Origin of the sequence: Paenibacillus graminis (genome assembly GCF_000758705.1) — a bacterium.
Taxonomy (GTDB): domain Bacteria; phylum Bacillota; class Bacilli; order Paenibacillales; family Paenibacillaceae; genus Paenibacillus_AQ; species Paenibacillus_AQ graminis.
In genome coordinates, this window is record NZ_CP009287.1 from 474,340 (window position 1) to 494,707 (window position 20,368).

General features: G+C 52.4%; 17 protein-coding genes and 1 riboswitch. Of the genes, 9 read left to right on the forward strand and 8 right to left on the reverse strand.

Going from position 1 to position 20,368, the window contains the following annotated elements:
* Positions 1-326: 326 nt before the first annotated feature.
* Together PGRAT_RS34620 and PGRAT_RS33645 are read right to left on the reverse strand one after the other, a co-directional pair.
* On the reverse strand, positions 327-452 hold the full coding sequence (locus tag PGRAT_RS34620; protein ID WP_272945731.1) for a hypothetical protein: 126 nt from the start codon (positions 450-452) through the stop codon (positions 327-329).
* Positions 453-540: 88 nt separating this feature from the next.
* On the reverse strand, positions 541-684 hold the full coding sequence (locus PGRAT_RS33645; protein WP_167336675.1) for a hypothetical protein: 144 nt from the start codon (positions 682-684) through the stop codon (positions 541-543).
* 281 nt (positions 685-965) lie between these two features.
* On the opposite strand from PGRAT_RS33645, the gene PGRAT_RS31405 reads away from it, so the two are divergent.
* Positions 966-4,100, forward strand: a complete 3,135-nt coding sequence (locus PGRAT_RS31405; protein ID WP_025708282.1) for an EAL domain-containing protein — start codon at positions 966-968, stop codon at positions 4,098-4,100.
* A 98-nt stretch (positions 4,101-4,198) separates the two neighbouring features.
* Here PGRAT_RS31405 and PGRAT_RS02135 read toward each other — a convergent pair whose 3' ends face one another.
* Positions 4,199-5,293, reverse strand: coding sequence for a GGDEF domain-containing protein (locus PGRAT_RS02135; protein WP_025708283.1), 1,095 nt, complete (start codon positions 5,291-5,293; stop codon positions 4,199-4,201).
* 225 nt (positions 5,294-5,518) lie between these two features.
* A riboswitch (purine riboswitch) is annotated at positions 5,519-5,618 on the forward strand.
* A 254-nt stretch (positions 5,619-5,872) separates the two neighbouring features.
* Here PGRAT_RS02135 and PGRAT_RS02140 point away from each other — a divergent pair.
* Positions 5,873-7,297: an NAD(P)/FAD-dependent oxidoreductase gene (locus PGRAT_RS02140; protein WP_025708284.1), complete on the forward strand. Its 1,425-nt coding sequence runs from the start codon at positions 5,873-5,875 to the stop codon at positions 7,295-7,297.
* Between the two features lie 125 nt (positions 7,298-7,422).
* On the opposite strand, the gene PGRAT_RS02145 is transcribed toward PGRAT_RS02140, so the two are convergent.
* Positions 7,423-8,019 (reverse strand): nucleotidyltransferase family protein, encoded by a 597-nt coding sequence (locus PGRAT_RS02145; RefSeq protein ID WP_238326906.1) that lies wholly within the window; start codon positions 8,017-8,019, stop codon positions 7,423-7,425.
* A 241-nt stretch (positions 8,020-8,260) separates the two neighbouring features.
* Between PGRAT_RS02145 and PGRAT_RS02150 the strand changes: the two genes are divergently transcribed.
* From PGRAT_RS02150 to PGRAT_RS02170, 7 genes are all read left to right on the forward strand, one after another.
* A complete protein-coding gene (locus PGRAT_RS02150) occupies positions 8,261-9,865 on the forward strand; it encodes a sensor histidine kinase (RefSeq protein ID WP_174469045.1) in 1,605 nt (534 codons plus the stop codon).
* Complete coding sequence (locus PGRAT_RS02155) at positions 9,862-10,590, forward strand: LytR/AlgR family response regulator transcription factor (RefSeq protein WP_025708287.1); 729 nt, start codon at positions 9,862-9,864, stop codon at positions 10,588-10,590. Before PGRAT_RS02150 ends, PGRAT_RS02155 begins: the two co-directional genes overlap by 4 nt.
* 124 nt (positions 10,591-10,714) lie before the next feature.
* On the forward strand, positions 10,715-12,004 hold the full coding sequence (locus PGRAT_RS02160) for an L-lactate MFS transporter (RefSeq protein WP_042265929.1): 1,290 nt from the start codon (positions 10,715-10,717) through the stop codon (positions 12,002-12,004).
* Between the two features lie 426 nt (positions 12,005-12,430).
* Positions 12,431-12,586 (forward strand): hypothetical protein, encoded by a 156-nt coding sequence (locus PGRAT_RS34155; protein ID WP_244884046.1) that lies wholly within the window; start codon positions 12,431-12,433, stop codon positions 12,584-12,586.
* Positions 12,586-12,756, forward strand: coding sequence for a hypothetical protein (locus PGRAT_RS34160; RefSeq protein ID WP_244884047.1), 171 nt, complete (start codon positions 12,586-12,588; stop codon positions 12,754-12,756). The genes PGRAT_RS34155 and PGRAT_RS34160 overlap by 1 nt, the downstream gene beginning before the upstream one ends.
* Before the next feature lie 42 nt (positions 12,757-12,798).
* On the forward strand, positions 12,799-13,395 hold the full coding sequence (locus tag PGRAT_RS02165; RefSeq protein WP_025703546.1) for a hypothetical protein: 597 nt from the start codon (positions 12,799-12,801) through the stop codon (positions 13,393-13,395).
* A gap of 47 nt (positions 13,396-13,442) precedes the next feature.
* On the forward strand, positions 13,443-13,790 hold the full coding sequence (locus PGRAT_RS02170) for a hypothetical protein (RefSeq protein ID WP_025703547.1): 348 nt from the start codon (positions 13,443-13,445) through the stop codon (positions 13,788-13,790).
* Positions 13,791-13,911: 121 nt separating this feature from the next.
* Here PGRAT_RS02170 and PGRAT_RS02175 read toward each other — a convergent pair whose 3' ends face one another.
* The 4 genes from PGRAT_RS02175 to PGRAT_RS02195 form a co-directional block, all read right to left on the reverse strand.
* On the reverse strand, positions 13,912-14,352 hold the full coding sequence (locus tag PGRAT_RS02175) for a MerR family transcriptional regulator (RefSeq protein WP_025703548.1): 441 nt from the start codon (positions 14,350-14,352) through the stop codon (positions 13,912-13,914).
* A gap of 20 nt (positions 14,353-14,372) precedes the next feature.
* Complete coding sequence (locus PGRAT_RS02180; protein ID WP_042265930.1) at positions 14,373-15,113, reverse strand: SDR family oxidoreductase; 741 nt, start codon at positions 15,111-15,113, stop codon at positions 14,373-14,375.
* Positions 15,114-16,011: 898 nt separating this feature from the next.
* Positions 16,012-17,313, reverse strand: a complete 1,302-nt coding sequence (gene odhB / locus PGRAT_RS02190) for a 2-oxoglutarate dehydrogenase complex dihydrolipoyllysine-residue succinyltransferase (RefSeq protein ID WP_042265932.1) — start codon at positions 17,311-17,313, stop codon at positions 16,012-16,014.
* Positions 17,314-17,363: 50 nt separating this feature from the next.
* Positions 17,364-20,234, reverse strand: coding sequence for a 2-oxoglutarate dehydrogenase E1 component (locus tag PGRAT_RS02195; RefSeq protein ID WP_025705242.1), 2,871 nt, complete (start codon positions 20,232-20,234; stop codon positions 17,364-17,366).
* Between the last annotated feature and the right edge of the window lie 134 nt (positions 20,235-20,368).

The window sequence follows — 20,368 nt, forward strand, 5'->3', positions numbered from 1 at the left end:
TAAACATCCTGAGGCCTATTTGTGGCCCTGCACCATTAAAAGAACCAACCAGCTACTCCGTCCTTCACCGGATAACATACCGGGTTTGGATTTCAATTTAACATTTGCCTAAAGGACTCTATTATGAATCCGGCGGCAGTTCCAAGTGGAAAAGAGATCACTAAATTTGCCTCGGCACACGGATCTCCGCACCTAAGTTGGAAAAAGGGTCACTAATTCTTCTCATTTCGCTCCTGAATGGATAGAATCACCCAATTAGTTTTCCTTTTTCCACCTTAAATTCCTGATTTGTTGATTTCTAAGGGAAATAAGTTCCCTTTTTCCAACTAGCGGTTGTTCACCTGCTTCTTCGCCAGCGCTGGCTGGAAAAAGGCAATCGATTCCGGCTGAATACCAACCTGCTTGGTGAATTCGCTGAATTCACGTCTTCTTCTCCCCGGCTTTATGCACATTTTATTCACTGGTGAAAGAAGTCATCTTTTCCTGAGAAATAAAAAAGCCGCCTTCCCAGCCGGGAAGTGCGGCGTAACTGCATAAGTGCTATCTGGTTTGCAGGCAGAGTATATATTGCAGTCTGGATTTGATTTCCTTTTGCCATTTCAAATCTCCAACTTTTACAGCAAGATTGAGCAGATCCAGATAATCGTCAACCTGCAGTGCTGTCCGGGTAGTGGCTGCGTTCATGGGTGTTCAGTCTCCTTTATTTCAATATAGTGAAGGGTAGGATTGAATGTCTCCAATAATGATAATCATTATCAACCATTACTGTTATTATCCACGCTTTTTACCTAAAAAGCAATATAAAAAATAAAAGGACATTAGTTTTTTGAATAAATATTTTATCGGCAGATTTTGCATATTTTATCACCCTAGTGGGGGCATCTTGCAGGAAACATACCATTTTTTGTCGAATAAAGCTTCTTATAAGTGCTGTTAGCTGATTTCTTGAAAAAAGGAGAATTGCGATGAAGCGGTGTCAACTCTTGCTTCTGATTAGCATTATGTTCATGCTCGCGCCCCCTGCATCCGCTCACGCCGAAAGACAGGAAATCCGATACCAGGCAGAACTGGGTTATCCGCCATACAAGTACATTCAGAACGGATACCTGACCGGCTTCGATATGGACCTGACGAGTATGATTTTTGAGAAGCAGTCGTATTTAATTCATTACAGTACGGGCGAATGGGAGGAAACATACAAACGGCTGGCCCGGGGAGAGATTGATACTACAGGCCTTATGGCTGTAACAGAGGAACGCAAGAAGGAAACCCTGTTCTCCAAGCCCGTGCTTACAAGCTATATCTCCGTATACTCCCGGCAGGCGCTCCAAGATGAGATCAAGCTAAGCACCCTGAAAAATTATAAAATCGGCGTAGGGAAGGAACAATATGCCGAGACCGTGCTGCGAAGTCAAACAGATGTTTCACAATACATACCGTATGCAACAGTACCGAAAGCGCTGGAAGCCCTGCAGAAGGGTGAGATTGACCTGCTTTTTGAGAATCAGGAGGTAGTTGACTACTTAATCGTTGAACAGGGCCTGACCGGCAATATTGTCCGCAGATTAAGCAATTTGTACCCCCAGGATGTGGCTTACGGCATCAGCAAATCCGAACCCCAGCTAGTCACTTACATAAATGCCCGGCTGGAACGGCTTCAGCGGTCGGGAGCTTTTGAAGAGCTGTATCAGCAATATTTTTTTACCCATTCCGAGAATTACACATCGATGGTCCGCGGCCGGCTGATTTCCGGAATTATTATCGGTCTATTTCTCTTAGTTACAGTGATCGCTGCGCTTAGAATCTACATCAGGCATCTTCGGCGGACCATCCATTCGGAACAGGCGTTTTTCAGGGATGTAATTGAGCATAGCGGGATGATCGTATGGGCGGTGCATGCCGATAAGCGGGTTATACGGTTCAACCAGTATGCGGCAAGCATGACGGGACTGAACGAGAAAGATGTGCTCGGGGTAAGTCTCGATGAGATACCCGGCCTCTCCGGCGGGGCCGCAATGCTTAGAGAGCTGCTCGTCAGAGCCGTCTACCAGGATTATGTCAGCAATGTGGAGCTGAAGCTTCCGGACCATTTACCTGAAGCGCGGTACTTCTCCTTCCGGACTACCCTTATTCAGGGGATGGACACGCAGGCGGAGGATATATACGTATTGGTCGGGGTGGACGTTGAAGAGTGCAAGCAGAACGAACTCAAGCTGCAGCTTAGCTACCAGGAGCTGGAAGCGACATATGAAGAGCTTGCGGCCACTGAAGAGGAGCTGCAGGATCAGTTCAACAGGCTGGAGGCCAGTGAACGGCGCTTCCGGCTGGCATCCGAAGGGTCGGGTGCCTACATGTGGGAGCTGGATTGGGAGACCGGCACGTATACCCTGTCGGAACGCTGGTATGAGGTGATGGGATATACGAAGGAGGAGATCAACTACTTCGAAGGCGGCGTTCTCAGCATTATTCATCCCGATGATCAGGAACCGGCCCGCCAGGCGCGCCAGGAGCACCTGGCCGGATTGACGCCGATCTATGAAATAGAGTACCGTATGCGCACCAGGGACAACCGTTATGTCTGGTTCGAAGTGCGCGGGAAGGCGATTGTAGACCCCAAGGACAAAATTGTGCTGTTCCTGGGTTCCCTAATCGATATCAGCAAACGCAAGCAGGCCGAGTTCCAGCTGGGCAACAGCTACCAGGAGCTGGAGGCTACCTATGAGCAGTTGACAGCTACGCAGGAGGAGCTTAAAGGGCAATACGATATGCTGCTGGAGAATCAAAAACATATGCACCGTTTGGCGTATATGGATTCACTCAGCAACCTGCCCAACCGCATCTTTCTGCTGGACGCCATGGAGAGTTATTTCCACCGTCCGGGAGGGAAAGCGGCGCTTCTGTTCGTGGATACTGATAATTTCAAATATATCAATGACACCCTGGGCCACAAGTCGGGAGATATTCTGATCCGCCAGGCCAGTGAAAGGCTGCAGTCGGTTATGCGCCAGGGGGACATGCTGTCCCGGCTTGGCGGGGATGAATTTGTGGTCTTTATCAAAGACGTGGAAGACCGCGCAGAGGTGCTGAATCTGGCGGAGAATATCCTCCGCTCCTTCCGCAGGTCGTTTCTGATCGGCGAGAGCAACCTGTATATCTCCGTGAGTATCGGAATCTCCTTCTATCCTGAAGACGGGGAGACTACGGAAGAAATCCTGATGAATGCCGATGTTGCCATGTACAGGGCCAAGGAGGAAGGGAAAAACACCTTTGTGGTTTACGACAAGTCCATGCACATGTCATTTAATGAACGGATGAACATTGAGAAGCATCTGCGCAGTGCGATGAACAACAATGAATTTGAGCTGCATTACCAGCCTCAGGTGGAGATCAAGACGGGGCTCATTACAGGCTTCGAAGCGCTGATCCGCTGGAACAGTCCGGTGCTGGGCTTTGTGTCTCCGCTTTCCTTTATCAAAATTGCCGAAGACTCCAGACTTATCATTTATATCGGGGAGTGGGTGCTTAGAGAAGCCTCCATTTTTATGAAAAGCATGAATGACCGCACAGGCCTCCCCTACAAAATTTCAGTGAATATCTCCATTATCCAACTGCTGCAGGATGATTTTGTGGATATTGTGCTGGACAGTCTGGAGAAAAGCGGGCTTGCGCCCAATTGTCTGGAGCTTGAAATTACCGAGTCTATCTTTATGGAATCTTTTGAAAACACAGTAAGCAAGCTGGAATTTCTGAAATTGCGCGGAATCCGCATCGCTCTTGATGACTTTGGCACAGGCTACTCTTCTCTAAGCTATTTGCAGCAGCTGCCGATCTCCACACTCAAAATGGATAAAATCTTTATCGACTCTCTGGCAGACGAGGGGTACAGTCAATCCTTTGTGCAGACCATTATTATTCTGGGACACAAAATGGGGCTGGATGTTGTCGCAGAGGGAGTGGAGGATGCCAATCAATTGGCGTTCCTTAAGGAGGCGGAGTGTGACAAGGTGCAGGGCTATCTGATAAGCCGTCCAGTACCGCAGCGCGGAGTCATTGAGCTGCTGGAGCCGCAGAGACGTCATGGGCCGGGAAATTCACAGTAATACAATCAGAATAAGTTTGCCATGCAAAACAGGCCTCAGAGCATATCCGCTCTGAGGCCTGTTTTGGTGTGACGGCTCTGCAAGCTGTCCGGCCCGGATCAGGCAACGACAATTTTATTTTTCCCTGTTTTTTTAGCCTCGTACAGGGCATCGTCCGCCTGCTGAAAGGTAGAGCTTTTGGAGTCCGTACCAGCATAGTCATGCATGCCGATACTGACGGTTACGGAGTTTCCCTCCATCTCCGCAACAGGCAGCTCGGCAATGCCATGCAGAATCTGCGTCATGATCCTGCGCGAATCCTCCAGCGGCTTGGCTGTCAGAATTACAACGAATTCTTCACCGCCATACCTGGCGGCGAAGTCATCTGCGCCGATATGCTTCAGCACAATCCCGGCAACCTGTCTCAGCACAATGTCTCCGACCCAGTGTCCGTATTGATCATTTACTTTTTTGAAGTTATCGATGTCCAGCACTGCCAGCTGCATGGGAAAAGGATTGCTCTGCTGATGCTCAATCAGCCAGCCCAGGTATTCATGGAAGGTCTTATGGTTATACAGTTCGGTCAAAGGATCAACCTTCGACAGGCGGTCCATGATGATATTCTGGATGCGTAAATCCTGCTCCGATTTCAGCGAGCTCTCCAGAGACTGCATCAGATCATGCCCCCGGGCAATGATCCCAAAACCCGCAAGGGCAGTCCCGGTTAAGATGAATGCGATGATCATATTCTGGATGTGCAAGCTATTACCATAGACCGAAGTATCCAGCAGCAGCAGGATCATGTACGTCACGCATAAAATGGAAGTGGCTTTTAAGTAGATACTTCTCAAATAGAGCATGGATACCAGCAAAGGGATTAGCATGATGAGCGGCTTCACATAGAAAATATCATTTAAATTCAAGATCATCAGTATCGCGATCAAGTGGCTTGCGGCAACATTGCAAATTTCTGATAACAGGGGGCGCCATTTATAAATGGTCTCAAGGGTAAGTATTATTCCCAGTATCATAATGACGGGAATCAGTACATTGCCGGTCAGGTAACTTGTGCCCGATAACCAGGGATAATCTCCTTGCATCGAACAACAGATAATGATTTGAGTGAGCAGATGGACAAGCAGTACCAGCCAGAAAGCATTGAGGATCATACGGTTCCAGTACGTTTGGCGAGGAGTAGGCGGTGGGATGTGCATAAGATGTTCCTCTTTTCCAGTGGCAATATATCTATATATTCGACAATAATCATGTTTTTCCTCCAAATAATGACGCGAGGTATACATTGGGAATAATGTTCGTGTTTTTATTATTGTTTAGCATTGTATAGATACTTATCGTCTATAATGGAAGCAAAACACGAATTATTAGGGTTAAACTTCCTTGACACATTCGTCTATATTCGGTAATATTTCAAGTGGCTCAACAAACAATGATTAGCTGTTCGTATATCCTCAAAGATAAGGTTTGGGGGTCTCTACAGGGAACCGTAAATTCCTGGCTACGAATAGGGTGCATTTGGCATACCTATGAAGTGGTCAGGATTTTTTGTGCTGCGTTCTGCAAGAACTATTATGATCGCAGAAACGGACAACGCCCCTTGCTAGATAAGTTGAACTTGAAAAATTCATAAAAAGGGTAAAAGTGCGGAGGGGACAACAGCGGCTGGAAGTCCAAACATTCCCCGCAGTGACGTCTATACCCACAATGTAAAACTAAAGTTCAACTTAAATAAAGGACAGCGATACCGTTTCTTCCTGGGAGGAACAGAGAAACCAATGAGTAAATATGATGTGATTGTGGTGGGTGCCGGACCGGCTGGAATTTTTGCCTGCTATGAATTGACGCGCAAGGCCCCCGCGCTTAAGGTGCTGCTGGTGGACAAAGGTCACGATATTTACCGGCGCAATTGCCCGATTCTGGAGGAGAAAATCAAACTCTGCCCGCCGGCCTCGGGACGGAAGGAATTCGCCGGCTGTCTGCCTGCGTGTTCGATTACCGCCGGTTTTGGGGGAGCGGGCGCTTACAGTGACGGGAAGTTCAATATTACCACCGAATTTGGCGGCTGGATGACAGATTATCTGGCACCCTCCAAAGTGCTCGAGCTGATTCAGTATGTAGATGCCATCAATCTGGAGCATGGGGCTACGCCGGTAATTACCGATCCGACCACCGAAAGCATCCGGGGCATCGAGCAGCGGGGATACGCTGCCGGGCTTAAGCTGCTGCGGGCGCAGGTACGCCATCTCGGAACAGAGCAGAACCTGGAAATTCTGAAATCCATATATGAATATTTGCGGGTGCGGATTGATATGCTGTTCAAAACTGAGGTTCAGGATATTGTTACGGTTAAGGAAGAGGGCAAGCACCGGATTACGGGCATTACGCTGAAGAATGGCGAAAGCTATGCGGCAGACAAAGTGATGATCGCACCGGGACGCGACGGGTCTGCTTGGCTGACGGAAGTGCTGAAGAAACGCCGGCTCAAGATGTACAACAATCAGGTCGATGTAGGTGTAAGGGTAGAGACATCGGATGTCGTCATGAGAGAGATTAATGAGCATCTCTATGAAGGCAAGTTCATTTTCAATACATCTGTAGGCACGCGTGTCCGCACCTTTTGCAGCAATCCTTCCGGACATGTTGTTGTGGAGAACCACAGCGGCGTGATGGCGGCCAATGGCCATTCCTACAAGGACCCTGCGCTGGGTTCCATGAATACCAACTTTGCGCTGCTGGTCTCGCATACCTTCACGGAGCCTTTTGACAAGCCGAATGAATATGCCCGGGAAATCTGCAAGCGGGCCAATGATTTGTCCAGCGGCGGAGTCATTGTACAGAAATACGGGGATATCCTGCGCGGACGGCGCTCGACTGAAACCCGGATTAAGGAAGGCTTTCTGGAGCCTACGCTGAAGGAAGCGGTGCCTGGCGATCTCGGGCTGGTGCTGCCTTATACTACAATGAAGAGCCTGATCGAAATGGTGGAGGCCCTGGAAAAAGTCACTCCGGGCATCGCCTCCGAACATACGCTGTTCTATGGCGTAGAGGCCAAATTCTATTCGGCCCGTCCGAAGCTTACAGAGAACCTGGAAACTGAAATTTCAGGCCTCTACTGTGGCGGTGACGGCGCGGGCATCACCCGCGGGCTGGCCCAGGCCGGAGCTGCCGGGGTGTGGATTGCGCGGGGAATGCTGGAATAAGACAGAGCCTGCGGCTTAGGTACCGGTGAGGAACATGAAGAGCTGTCTCGGAGTAGCAATTGTCTACGATGAGGCGGCTCTTTTTCAGGTATCGGGAGGATACTTGTGGATTTCTTTTTTTCTGACTAATTCTCCAGTACAGAAAGCACTTGCAGCTGAGTCCATACGGCCCGCCAGTTCTTCTTTGCAACCCGGGCTTCATAAATAGGATGCAGCTGCGGGTTGGCCATAAAGTGTGGCGATGGGCGGACGATCATATTCAGCGTATCCGAGACGCCATGCGGAGCGGCTAACCTAAGCCCTCCATGTTCATCCATAGCAAGGCCAAGCGCAGTAGCCGTTTCAGGGAACTTGGACATGCCGTCCGTAGACGAAGAGTATGGGGCAAGACCGTTAACCGCGTGCATCCTTGCTTGATTTTTGACCGACCAGGGAACAGAGGGATCAACGCTCCGCAGCTGCGCTTCCCAGGATTTTTCCACTTCCTCGCGGATATCGCCCGGATCGTAATAGATTACATCCACATCCCCCAAGGGGGTTCTTTCGGTATAACCGTGCTGCACATCCCACACTTTGGAACGCACAAAACCGGCGCAGACCCAAGAGTCCGGCAAATGCAAATCCCTCACAGCGGCGAGGATGTTCATCATCCAGCCGTCTTCCTTCACAACCCGCAGCAGGTCCTCTTCATGATGTATCCGCAGCGTTAGCACCTCCATCATATAGTCCGTATTTCACATAATTCGTACGGAATGCCCGGGTACTATTTTGTCATGCTCTTTTATTATAAGACTGAATCTACAAGGAGGGGTAGTATAAAAGGAATTGCAGGAACGGCAGATAAATTGCTAATCTGGAACAGCACTCTTATAATGAACCGGTAGATTGACCTTTGGAGGCGTAACTGTGGAGCATAACCTGACGATACTGCTGCAATTGTTCGAAAGAGCGGCGCTGCTGCTGATGTGCCTCTTCGGGCTGACACGGGTGCCGCGGTTTAAAGAGATTTTTGTCCAAGGCGCTTATGCTCCCCAGGAGCTGGCGATGGTGACGGTTATCTTCAGTCTGTTCGCGATCTTCGGGACCTACACGGGGATTAATGTCGAGGGGTCGCTGGTGAATGTGCGGATCATCGCTATCGTGGCCGGCGGGATCCTCTTCGGTCCCTGGGTGGGCTTGATCACCGGGGTCATTTCCGGGGTTCACCGTTTTCTGATTGATATTGGTGGAATTACTTCGGTGCCCTGCCTGATTACGAGTATTGCAGCAGGGATTGTCTCGGGTGTCATTTACCGCCGTACTTCGGCCGAGCGCCGCTGGATTGCGGGCATCCTGGCCGGGATGGCCTGTGAAGCGCTGACGATGGTGCTGATTCTGGTTATGGCGAATCCGGCGTCGCTTGGCGCGGACATCGTTTCGAAGATTGCTTTTCCGATGATTGTCGGCCAGATCAGTGTAGGACTTATCGTCACGCTCGTTCAGAGCGTGGAGGGGGAGAAGGAGCGGATTGCCGCAAAGCAGTCCAAGCTGGCGCTGGATATTGCCAATAAGACCCTGCCTTATTTCCGCAGTATCACTCCCCAGTCGCTGCGCATTATCTGCGGGATTATTAAGGAGGACATCGGGGCCGATGCGGTAGCCATTACCGACACCCGCTACATCCGCGCCTATGTTGGCGTTGGAGAGGAATATTATGCCGAAGCGAATGAGATTATCAGTGAAGAAACGAAGATGACGATCAGCAGCGGCGAGATTACGATCCGTGACGATGATACGGAGTATATGAACCGGGCAATCCGCTCGCTGATTATCATTCCGCTGAAAGAGAAGGGTGAGGTCACAGGTGCGCTCAAAATTTATTACACCAAAGCCCATAAAATCACTTATTCACTGCAGGCAATGGCGGTGGGGCTGTCGCAGATCATCTCAACGCTGATGGAGGTGTCGCGGGTGGAGGGCATCAAGGAGATGGCGAACAAAGCGGAGTTGAAGGCACTGCAGACAAGCATTAACCCCCATTTTCTGTTCAATGCGCTGAACGCCATTATTTCCTCCATTCGTATTGATCCGGATAAGGCGCGGGAGCTGATCGTCAATCTGTCGGGCTATATGCGCTACAATCTGGAGCTGACCGATGAATTCATCGATATCGGGCGCGAGCTGCAGCAGGTCCAGCAGTACGTGGAGATTGAAAAAGCGCGCTTCGGCAGCCGCCTTGCTGTGGGATATCATATCGACGAAGTGGAGGTGCGTATTCCCAGTCTGATCATTCAGCCGCTGGTGGAGAATGCGATTGTCCACGGTATTTTGAAGATGAGAGGCCAAGGTACGGTGACCATCTGGGTAAAAGATCTGGGAAGCGCCGTGCGGATCGGCATCACTGATACCGGGATAGGGATCAGCGAGGAAACGATAGCGAAGGTCTACAGCGGAAACATGCCTGATAATAAAATAGGGCTGTACAATGTGCATCAGCGGGTGAAGCTGATTTACGGCAGAGGCCTGACGATCCACCGGCTGGATCAAGGGACGGAAATTTATTTTGACGTGACAAAGGAGCAGCCATGAGAGCGATAATTGTAGAGGATGAAGTACTGGCAAGGCAGGAGCTTGCCTTTCTGATCGGAGCAAATAGCGCCATAAGGATTGCCGCCGAGTTCGAGGACGGGCTGGATGCGCTGAAGTATCTGCAGACGGAGGAAGTGGATGTGATTTTTCTGGATATCAATATTCCTTCCATCGATGGGGTGCTGCTGGCCCAGAATATCAGCCGCTTTTCGGTCAAGCCCTATATCGTCTTTATTACCGCGTACAAGGAGCATGCTGCCGAGGCCTTCGAGATCGAAGCCTTCGACTATATTTTGAAGCCCTACAGCGAAACGCGGATCAAGGCGATGCTGCATAAGCTGGAGGGGGCATTTGCTGCGCGTGGACACCAAGGGGAAGAGGAGCATGTGAAGCTGAGCGACAAGGTCAACCTGTGGAAAAATGAGAAGATCATCGTCGTCGATGCAGATGAGATCTATTATGCTTCGGCTCAGGAGAAAACGACGAGTGTCATCACCAAGGGAGAAGTGTACAGCATGGCGCTCAGCATCAGTGAGTTTCACAGCCGTCTGCCGCAGGACCGCTTCTTCCGCTGTCACCGCTCGTATGTTGTGAATCTGTCCAAAATCAAGGAAATTATCCCCTGGTTCAACAATACCTACCTGCTCCGGCTGCGCGATCTGGACTTTGAAGTGCCGGTCAGCCGCAGCAAGGTGAAGGAATTCAGGCAGATCATGCGCATTTAGCGGCAGTTCATTCCCCGTAGATGTCATCTCATTCCGGATTTCTCTCAAGAAAGTGCAAGTTCGCTACAATGAAGAGGCAAAGAAGGCCTTGAAGCGATCAATAGAGAGAAAGAAGGAATTGTCCATGACAACGACTACAGCGGGCAGCAAGCGGTGGCTCATTGTGTTAGGTACAGTGATTATGCAAATGGGACTGGGCACGATCTATACCTGGAGCCTGTTTAATGCACAGCTTGTCAGTAAATTCGGCTGGGAGCTCAGCTCTGTTTCGATAACCTTTTCCATTACCAGCTTTGCCCTGGCCTTCGCAACACTGTTCGCGGGGAAACTGCAGGACCGGTTCGGCCTCCGCAGACTGACCGCTGCCGCAGGGATTATGCTGGGGCTGGGTCTGATCCTAAGTTCGCAGGCCAGCTCCCTTCCGATGTTTTACCTGCTGGCGGGTGTAGTTGTTGGTTATGCGGACGGAACGGCGTATATTACGTCGCTGTCCAACCTGATTAAATGGTTCCCAAAGAACAAAGGCTTAATCTCCGGTGTATCGGTGGGGGCCTATGGAACAGGAAGCCTGCTCTTCAAATATATTAACGGCAGTCTCATTGATTCGGCAGGCGTATCAAATGCCTTCCTGTACTGGGGCCTTATGGTCATGGTAATGATCGTGATCGGCTCGATGCTGGTTCGGGAAGCGCCTGTGGCCGTAAAGGTTCAAGCGGCTGCGGGATCAGCGGCTCCTTCAACTGCCGGTTCAACTGGCGGTGGCCCGCGTGCGGCCGTTTCAGCGGTGGCGAAAGACTATACCGTCAAAGAAATGCTCCGCACCAAGGAAGCTTATCTGCTGTTCGTGGTCTTTTTCACCGCATGCATGAGCGGCCTCTACCTGATTGGCGTCGTCAAGGATATCGGAGTTCAGCTTGCAGGGCTGAATATCGCTGCGGCGGCTAATGCGGTGGCAATGATCGCCATCTTCAATACCGCCGGGCGGCTGATTCTCGGAGCGCTGTCTGACCGGATGAGCCGGCTGAAGCTGGTCAGCGCCACGCTTCTGGTCACTGCCATCGCGATGCTGACGCTGAGCTACGCTGCCCTAAGCTACGGGCTGTTCTTCACTTGTGTAGCTGCGATTGCGTTCTGCTTCGGGGGTAATATTACAGTGTTCCCGGCGATTGTTGGCGACTTCTTCGGCCTTGCCAATCACAGCAAGAACTATGGCATCGTCTACCAGGGCTTCGGAATCGGCGCGTTGTCCGGCTCGTTTGTCGCTGCGTTCCTCGGCGGCTTCAAGCCTACCTTCACCGTCATCGGCCTTCTATGCCTTCTGGCCTGCATCCTTGCGGTTTCCCTGAAGCCTCCGGTGCAGAAGCAGGCTGGAGAAAAGGGAATCAGCCTGAAGCCTTCACGGCATACGGCTTGATCCATATATAGATTTATGCCGGCTTGAAGTAAACTACAGACAAAGAGAATGATTCGGGAAAGAGATATCCAGACCACCGTGACGGGGGAGGGTATCTCTTTTTGCTGTGAATTGGTGCAGGTTGGCAATAATTTTGCACGATATGTAACAATGTGTGCCGTGAGCAGACAGTTTGGCAATAATTTTGCACGATTTGCAACAATGTATGTCGCGTGCCCACCAAATTGACAAATATGCTGCACCCTGTGCAACAATGTGTACTCTGAGTACGCGATATTCGCTATAATCTTGCATGTTGTACAACAATGTCGCATCGCAACCTCTAACGTCTTGTTCACATCAGTTTACATAAAGTATGGCTGAAATGGCACTTTTTAGGGGAGTCAGTGTTATAGAGGTATACAAGCAAAGGAGGTGCTGGCAACGTTGCAGGAGCATGTACCCGATGTGAAGGAAGTCGAAGCTGTAATAATCAGGGTTCAGAAGGGGGAGACAGAGCAGTACAGATGGATTGTTGCTGCTTTTCAGCAGCCGGTTTACCGGTATTGCTGCCGCCTGTATCGGCGGGGCCGGAGCAGCTGATGGACAAGCGGCTGTACAGTCCGGCATTATCAGCGGCACTTGCGCAGCTGTCACTGGAGGAACGGAACATTCTTGTGCTGCGCGTGTTCGAGGAGCTGACCTTTTCAGGAGATGGGCGAGATCTTGAACAGCAGCCCCAATGCGCTGCACAAGCGGATGGAGCGCATTAAGCGGAAAGTAAGAGCGAGCATGGAAGCGGAGGAGGGGATTTCATGGGACGAGAAGGAATCAGCCATGAGTACCAAGATATAAGGGGCGAAGCGGCCTGCGGAGAGCAGCTGCCAAGTATTGAGGTGACCGGGCAGGTGATGGCCCGCGTAAGAGGGCTAGAGCGGGTGCAGAACCGGGGCAAAGTGAGGTTTGGAAACAAAACTGCTGCAACCTTAGGCATGCTGATCCTGCTGCTGATGATCACAGTCACAGCCTATGCGGCCTCAGAATATATTCAGATCCGCAATAAGGCCGGGGCGGTCAAGGTGCAGCATTTTGCGCCGGACCTGAAGCCGAAGGGGGGTGCCGCTTATTACGAGTATGAATGGAAGCTGATGGATTTTGCCAAGCCGGGTGAGCAGATCGCCTTTTATTTCAGAGGAGAGCCGATCCCGGAGGGAGGAAGCCCGCTGCAATTTGCCTACAAGGAGCAGCGTATAACGGAATATTCCGCTTTTCTCGAACAAATGAACCGGAAGAACTCGCCTGTTATACTCCCTGAGACAGCCGGGGGTATGCATTTAAATATGGCACAATGCATCCCAGATATCCTACAAAGGCTGAGCGGGACAGCAGCCCGTTCTACCGCCAGATATTAAGTGAGCTGATTAACGAGGCGAAACAGGATCAGAAGCGGAATCTGTTCATGAAGGTGGTGCCTTGGACCGAAGCGGGAGGCGTGCAGGCAAAATATACCAGGCAAGGAGCTCTTATCGATCTTAGTGCCACCCTGCTTCATAGGGGCGATGTGCAGGTATATCAGGAGCCGGGAAACAAGCCGGAAAAGCTCAAGGTAAAAGGCCGGGATATAGTCTACAATTATGTGGACAGGCCAGATGTCAAGCCGGGCTTCAGCTACCATTATCTGACCTGGTACAACGAAGTGCAGGATGCGTATTATATGCTTACCACCTATGGGGACCGGATATTGACCAAGGAGCAGCTGCTGAAGCTGGCGGGGGCTCATGGAGACAGAGCGGTAGCACTATCTTAACTCGTGCAGCTATAGAAATATAATTGTAAAATGGCCCCGACTTCCACAAGCTTTGCGAAGTCGGGGCTGTTTATTGTGGCCGTCTTTTGCACTCAGCGGTGGAACATCTCTCCTGTGTCTGTTACCGCCCGCTGTCTCCCGGTACTTCACAGTCGTAAGCATCCGTATGCGGATTCTCTGCCAGCTCGCGGAAGTGGCGGAGCTTATAGCGGATAACGTCTTGTGTTTCCTGAAGCTTAGCGATCTCGCAGGCGATTCGGTCATTGTGGGCCTCTAGCAGAGTATATCGTTCGGATAGGGTGCTATCCCCCTGATGGGTCAGTTCCAGATAATGCCGCATTTCTTCCAGGGTCATCCCGGTAGCTTTCAGGCGCATCAGAAAACGGATGCCGAGAATCTGGTCCCTGCTGTATTGCCGGTGACCGTTAGGTTTGCGGTCAGCATAGGGCAGCAGACCAATGCGCTCATAATAGCGTATTGTATCCTCAGTCAGGCCGGTCAGCTCGGCAGCTTGGCTGATGGAAGTGACGGTCTCCGGAATGTTCTGCGTGGTGATATCCATGGAAACCTCCTTGAGTAGTGTTACCAAGGAACTTCTCCATTCTCATCAAAAAATCCTCCTGTCGGCCCGTCTGCATCCAGTGTAGCCAGCCGTACAGCAATTCCGGCCCCTTGCTCTACGGTGCGTTGACCGGTAAAGCCATTGAGGTCGGTCGCAGTAAAGCCGGGATCGGCGGAATTGATTTTCAGCGGAGTATCCTTGAATTCCTTGGCAAAAGCAACCGTAGCCATGTTAACGGCTGCTTTGGAGCTATTATAGGCAAGCAGATTAAACTGTGCATGCTCGTGATCGGGATCACTGTTGAAGGTCAAGGACCCCAAGCCGCTGGACATGTTGACAATCCGGCCTGCCGGCGACTGCAAGAGTAGTGGAAGCATAACCCTCGTTACGGAAACCGTACCGAAAAAGTTGGTTTCGAACGTTGCTCTAAGGTCATTCATCGGCAACTGGCTTGGAGCAGCGCCTCCTCCAAGGGAAATGCCCGCATTGTTAATTAGCACATCCAGACCGGAGTAATCCTTAGCAATAGTCTGCGCTGCGGCTGCAATACTATTTTGATCGTGCAGATCAAGCTGGATAAAGTGTGCATCGGCGCCTTCCTTTGCCAGAGATGCTGCCGCTTCGCTGCCCCGCTGTTCATCCCGTGCGCCAATCAGAATTCTATGCCCGAGGACTCCAAGCTGCCGGGCCGTTTCATAGCCAATACCTTTATTTGCACCAGTGATCAGAATGGTTTTTGGTTGTGTCATGGGTTGCGTCATTTCCTATTTCCCCTTTTCCTCTTTCAAATTACGGTGGCCACCTGCCATGAATGTACTACTTGGAGTATGCTCAAAGTCAAGCAACAAATTTTAAGTGAGTTTGTCTGCGAGGGGGCATTATGCCGTTAGGCGTTAATTAGGGGGAGGCAACGGGAATTAGAGATATTAAAAGGATGGAGTCAGGCAATGAGAATAGGAAGAGGAGGAAGAGCAGGAAGAGGGGGAAGAGGAGGCAGAGCAGGAAGAGCAGGAAGAAGTAGAGAGGAGGAAGAAGAGTAGAAAGAAGAAGAGGAAGCGGAATAGGAAGTGGAGCTTGTGGGGAAATGAGGAAGACAGCTGGGTGGCATGTAGTTTTAGATCGATCATCAGGATTGTCAATTTAATCGATTGGGGTATGGAGAGAACTGCGGCTGCGGAGTTTATCCTTTTGAGCTTAAGCATAGAGAGCGTCGGGGGTTATCCCGCCTTACCTAACCATGAAGTCCATAGATTTAATTTTGCTGTTTAGCTTACTCTGTTTAAGTGGAAAAAGTATCACTAATCCGGGCCCATTCGATCCGAATAATAATTTAGTGGGAAAAAGTAGAACTAATTTGTGCGCTAGGGCGGATAGGTGGCTAAATTGCCTGGATTAGGTGGAGAAATTCCCGCATAATCTCCTCTGCGGAGCGGATTTTGGCAAATTAGGTGGAGAAATTCCATTTGCCTTATTGCTGGGGATAGCAGTGGGAGGGAATTAATGGTATGCGTTACCATGCAGGCAGGCTTAGTAGTGTTATAAAAAAGAGGCTGCGCGTACGTTGCAACAGTCCGCGCAGCCCTCTTGAATGAAATTATCCCTGGATTTGTGGTGATTTTGTGTCGCCCAAATAAGGGGCTCTGCCTTCTAAAGGCAAAGCTACCCTTCCAGCAGCAGCGCTTCAGGATCTTCCAGCAGTTCCTTGACCTTCACGAGGAAGCTTACCGCTTCGGAGCCGTCTACAATGCGGTGATCATAGGACAGCGCGATGTACATCATCGGGCGGTTCACGGTTCTTTCTTCGTCCAGAGCGATCGGACGGAGCTGGATCTTGTGCATGCCGAGAATGCCGACCTGCGGGGTGTTGAGGATCGGTGTCGACATGAGTGATCCGAATACCCCGCCGTTGGTGATGGTGAAGGTGCCGCCCTGCAGCTCCGGAAGGCTGAGCGTGTTGGCGCGGGCCTTGGAGGCCAGCTCGCCGATCCGCCGCTCAATTTCCGGGAAGCTCAGGCGGTCCGCGTCGCGGACGACCGGCACCACGAGACCTTCTTTGGCAGACACAGCAATGCCGATGTCGTAGTATTTCTTGATCAGGAGATCCTCGCCGTCAATCTCCGCGTTCAGCAGCGGATAGGCCTTGAGCGCACCGATCACGGCCTTGGTGAAGAAGGACATGAAGCCGAGTCCGACATCATGCTTCTCTTTGAAGGCGTCCTTCCGGCGCTTGCGGAGGTCGAGGATTGCAGTCATGTCCACCTCGTTGAAGGTGGTCAGCATCGCCGCAGTCTGCTGCGCCTCGACGAGGCGGCTCGCGATCGTCAGCCGTCTGCGCGACATGCGTTTGCGCTCGACGGCTTTGCCGTCTTCCTGCGGCGCAGAGCCCGCCGCCGCAGGCTTCGCCGGAGCCGGCCTCACTGCCGCCGGCGGAGCGCTTGGCGCAGCGGCCTCCGGCCGGGCTGCGCCGTGGTCCTTCACATCGGCCGCAGCAATCCGGCCGATAGGGTCGCGGGCGCTGACCTCGCCGAGGTCGATGCCCCGCTCCCGCGCAAGCTTGCGCGCCCCCGGCGAAGCCAGGGCCGCAGAGCCTGCCGCCGCTCCTTCCGGTGCGGCGGGAACAGCTGGCACTGCGGCCTGCGGCGCGGCCGCGGCTGGCGCGCCGCTGTCCGGTGCCGCCGCTTCCGGCTTGCCGCCGTCAGCGGCCTGCGGAGCATCGGCGACTGCCGTCCCGGCGCCGATGATGCCGATCGCTTCGCCGACGGCTACATTCTCGCCGGCCTGGCGCAGGATGGAGGAGATGACGCCGTCCTCCTCCGCACTGATCTCCAGGTTGACCTTGTCGGTCTCCAGCTCAGCCAGCACATCCCCCTGGCCGACCGTGTCGCCTTCTTTTACCAGCCACTTGTAGATGGTTCCTTCGGAAATGGATTCGCCCAAATCGGGTACTTTAATTTCGGACACTGGCCGTTACCTCCCCAAATAGAATAGTTTCATTATCGTGACACCGCCCTCTAGCGGGAAGACGGTACAGCCGCTTGTACTTGCGAATTCAATTTCAGGGCTTCTGTAACTATACGACGCTGCTCAAAAGTATGCACGTCAGCATAACCGCTGGCCGGGCTGGAACGATCCGGACGGCCGATATACTGCACCTTGACATTCTGCGGAGCGATAGCCCGCAGCCGGGGCTCGGCATAACTCCAGCCGCCCATGTTCTTCGGTTCTTCCTGCACCCATACGATTTCTGTAAGGGAGTCCAGTGCACTCAGGTGCGCGGCCAGTTCCCGTTCAGGGAAAGGATAAAGCTGCTCCAGGCGGAGAATATGCAGCCAGGACCAGTCTTGATCTTTGCCTGCCTCCAGCTCGGTCTGCAGATCCAGAGTCACCTTGCCGCTGCACACCACCAGCCGTGTGACCCCGCCGGGATTGCCGCCGAGAAGCGGTTCGGGCAGTACCGGCTGGAATTCGCCCGCAGCCAGCTCGGCTCCGGAGGAAGTGCTGCGCGGGTTGCGGATCAGGCTCTTGGGGGCCATGATCACGAGCGGGCGGGCATCGCTCTTGCCGCACAAGGCGGCCTGGCGGCGCAGCAGGTGGAAATATTGTGCGGCGGAGCTTAGGTTCGCCACGGTCCAGTTCTCCTCGGCGGAGAGCTGCAAATACCGTTCCAGCCGGGCGCTGGAATGCTCAGGGCCCTGCCCTTCATAGCCATGCGGCAGCAGAATCGTCAGATTGCTGCGCTGCGTCCATTTGGCGCGTCCGGCAGCGATGAACTGGTCAATAATGACCTGTGCGGCATTGGCGAAGTCGCCATACTGTGCTTCCCAGATCACGAAGGTTTCGGGTGCGAACACATTATAGCCGTATTCGTAGCCCAGCACCGAGGCTTCCGAGAGCGGACTGTTGTATACCCCGAAGGAAGCCTTGGCACCGCTGAGCTGGTGCAGCGGGGAGAACAATCCCCCTGTCTCGCTGTCGTGCAGCACCAGATGGCGGTGGGCGAAAGTGCCGCGCTGGGAATCCTGGCCGCTTAACCGGATCGGTGTGCCATCCTTCAGGATGGTGGCAAAGGCCAGAGTCTCGGCCAAGGCCCAGTCGATCCGTTCCCCGTCATTCAGCGCATCCTTGCGGCGCTGCAGAATCCGCTCCAGCTTCGGATAGACCTTGAAGCCGTCCGGCACGGTCAGAAGCTCGCGGTTGATCTGCTGCAGCTGCTCCAGCTGCACTGCCGTCGATTGCGGCTGGGAGGCTTCACGCTGTACCGGAACGGAGGTCTTGGTTTCACCGTTTTTATGCTTGCCATCCTTCATCAGATCGTAGGCTTGCTGCAGTACTTTCTCCGCCTCAAGGTTCATCTGCTTCACATCATCCGCTGTGATGATATTGTCCCGCTGCAGGCGTTCTGCGTAGACGCGGTACACGGTAGGATGGTTGCGCACTTTGCCGTATACAATCGGCTGGGTAGTCTCCGGATCGTCCATCTCATTATGGCCATGGCGCCGGTAGCCGATCAGGTCAATGACGAAATCCTTCTTGAACTGGTTGCGGTAGGCGCTGGCCAGACGGACGGCGGCGATGCAGGCCTCCGGATCATCGGCATTCACGTGGACGATAGGGATTTCATAGCCTTTAGCCAGATCGCTGGCATAATGGGTGGAACGGGAATCTTCACTTTCAGTGGTGAATCCGATCCGGTTATTGACGATAATATGCACGGTGCCGCCATTGGAATACCCTTTAAGTTTGCCGATGTTGAGTGTTTCTGCGACGATGCCTTCACCAGGAAAAGCAGCATCCCCGTGCATCAGCACAGCCATGGCCCTGTTCGTGTCAAGCTGCGGCAGTCCCGGAGAATTCCGGTCCTCTTGGGCTGCGCGGGCAAAACCCTCAACAACAGGGTTAACGAATTCCAGATGGCTCGGATTATTCGCCAGTGTAATGCGGGTGCGGACGGTCTCGCCTTCGCGCACGGCACGGTCTGCGCCCAGATGGTATTTCACATCTCCCGTCCAGCCGTAGTTAATGCCCATGGAGCCTTCGGAAGGGAACAGCTCCTTGTTGGGAGAATGATGAAATTCCGAGAAAATAATGTCATAGGGCTTCCCGAGAATATGAGCCAGCACATTCAGGCGTCCGCGGTGGGCCATGCCCATCAGAATATGTTCCGCGCCATCATGTGCGGCGGCACGGACAATCTCGTCCAGCATGGGCACCAGCGCATCATTGCCTTCCAGGCTGAAGCGTTTTTGGCCGACAAAGGTCTTATGCAGGAAGGTCTCGAACTGCTCTACCTGGATCAGACGGTTCAGAAGTTCCTTGCGCTCGGTATTATTCAGAGGCGCCGGAGAGCTTGTGGACTCTGCCTGGCCGTTCAGCCAGCGCAGCTCCTGTTCGTCATGCACATGCCCGAATTCGTAGGCGATAGTCTGCGTATAAGCCTGGAGCATCCGGTGAACCGCATCCCAGGCGGTATGAATATCCGGCGGCGCATTCTCCCAGATCAGCGAGGCGGGCATAGCAATCAGGTCCTCGCGGGTAAGATCGTAGGTTTCATAATCCAGCCATTTCGCCATAGGGTTATTCCCCTGCTCAAGCGGATCGGTATTGGCGGCCATATGGCCATATATGCGGATATTGGCGATTAGCTTGGAAGCTCTTACGGCCTTTCTCAGCCACTCGGTGCCTCCCGAAAGAGCCGGCTGCGGGGCCTCTACGGCATCCGGAGCAAGTGGAGGAGGGCCGGAAACAGTAAATAGGTCACGGTAATGATGTTCTACTGAAGAGGGATCTTTAACGAATTGCTCATATTTCTCTTGAATATAGCCTAGATTGGGGCCGTGATACTTACTCCAAATGGATTCGTTATAGGGCTCTTTGACTGCCATGAATACATCCTCCTAACGGATGAACTCCACGTGGCCGCATGTGTCTTGAGCGCCCAGTGGAGCTGCGATGTTTACGGTTTCATTTCACATCCTATTGTGCTACTTTCAAGACGTGTAATCAATTCATACTTTCG

Bases quoted from the DNA above. Each gene is read 5' to 3' on its own strand.
- PGRAT_RS34620 (WP_272945731.1), bottom strand. From the start codon at position 452: ATGTGCATAAAGCCGGGGAGAAGAAGACGTGAATTCAGCGAATTCACC.
- PGRAT_RS33645 (WP_167336675.1), bottom strand. From the start codon at position 684: ATGAACGCAGCCACTACCCGGACAGCACTGCAGGTTGACGATTATCTG.
- PGRAT_RS31405 (WP_025708282.1), top strand. From the start codon at position 966: ATGAAGCGGTGTCAACTCTTGCTTCTGATTAGCATTATGTTCATGCTC.
- PGRAT_RS02135 (WP_025708283.1), bottom strand. From the start codon at position 5,293: ATGCACATCCCACCGCCTACTCCTCGCCAAACGTACTGGAACCGTATG.
- PGRAT_RS02140 (WP_025708284.1), top strand. From the start codon at position 5,873: ATGAGTAAATATGATGTGATTGTGGTGGGTGCCGGACCGGCTGGAATT.
- PGRAT_RS02145 (WP_238326906.1), bottom strand. From the start codon at position 8,019: ATGATGGAGGTGCTAACGCTGCGGATACATCATGAAGAGGACCTGCTG.
- PGRAT_RS02150 (WP_174469045.1), top strand. From the start codon at position 8,261: ATGTGCCTCTTCGGGCTGACACGGGTGCCGCGGTTTAAAGAGATTTTT.
- PGRAT_RS02155 (WP_025708287.1), top strand. From the start codon at position 9,862: ATGAGAGCGATAATTGTAGAGGATGAAGTACTGGCAAGGCAGGAGCTT.
- PGRAT_RS02160 (WP_042265929.1), top strand. From the start codon at position 10,715: ATGACAACGACTACAGCGGGCAGCAAGCGGTGGCTCATTGTGTTAGGT.
- PGRAT_RS34160 (WP_244884047.1), top strand. From the start codon at position 12,586: ATGGACAAGCGGCTGTACAGTCCGGCATTATCAGCGGCACTTGCGCAG.
- PGRAT_RS02165 (WP_025703546.1), top strand. From the start codon at position 12,799: ATGGGACGAGAAGGAATCAGCCATGAGTACCAAGATATAAGGGGCGAA.
- PGRAT_RS02170 (WP_025703547.1), top strand. From the start codon at position 13,443: ATGAAGGTGGTGCCTTGGACCGAAGCGGGAGGCGTGCAGGCAAAATAT.
- PGRAT_RS02175 (WP_025703548.1), bottom strand. From the start codon at position 14,352: ATGGATATCACCACGCAGAACATTCCGGAGACCGTCACTTCCATCAGC.
- PGRAT_RS02180 (WP_042265930.1), bottom strand. From the start codon at position 15,113: ATGACGCAACCCATGACACAACCAAAAACCATTCTGATCACTGGTGCA.
- PGRAT_RS02195 (WP_025705242.1), bottom strand. From the start codon at position 20,234: ATGGCAGTCAAAGAGCCCTATAACGAATCCATTTGGAGTAAGTATCAC.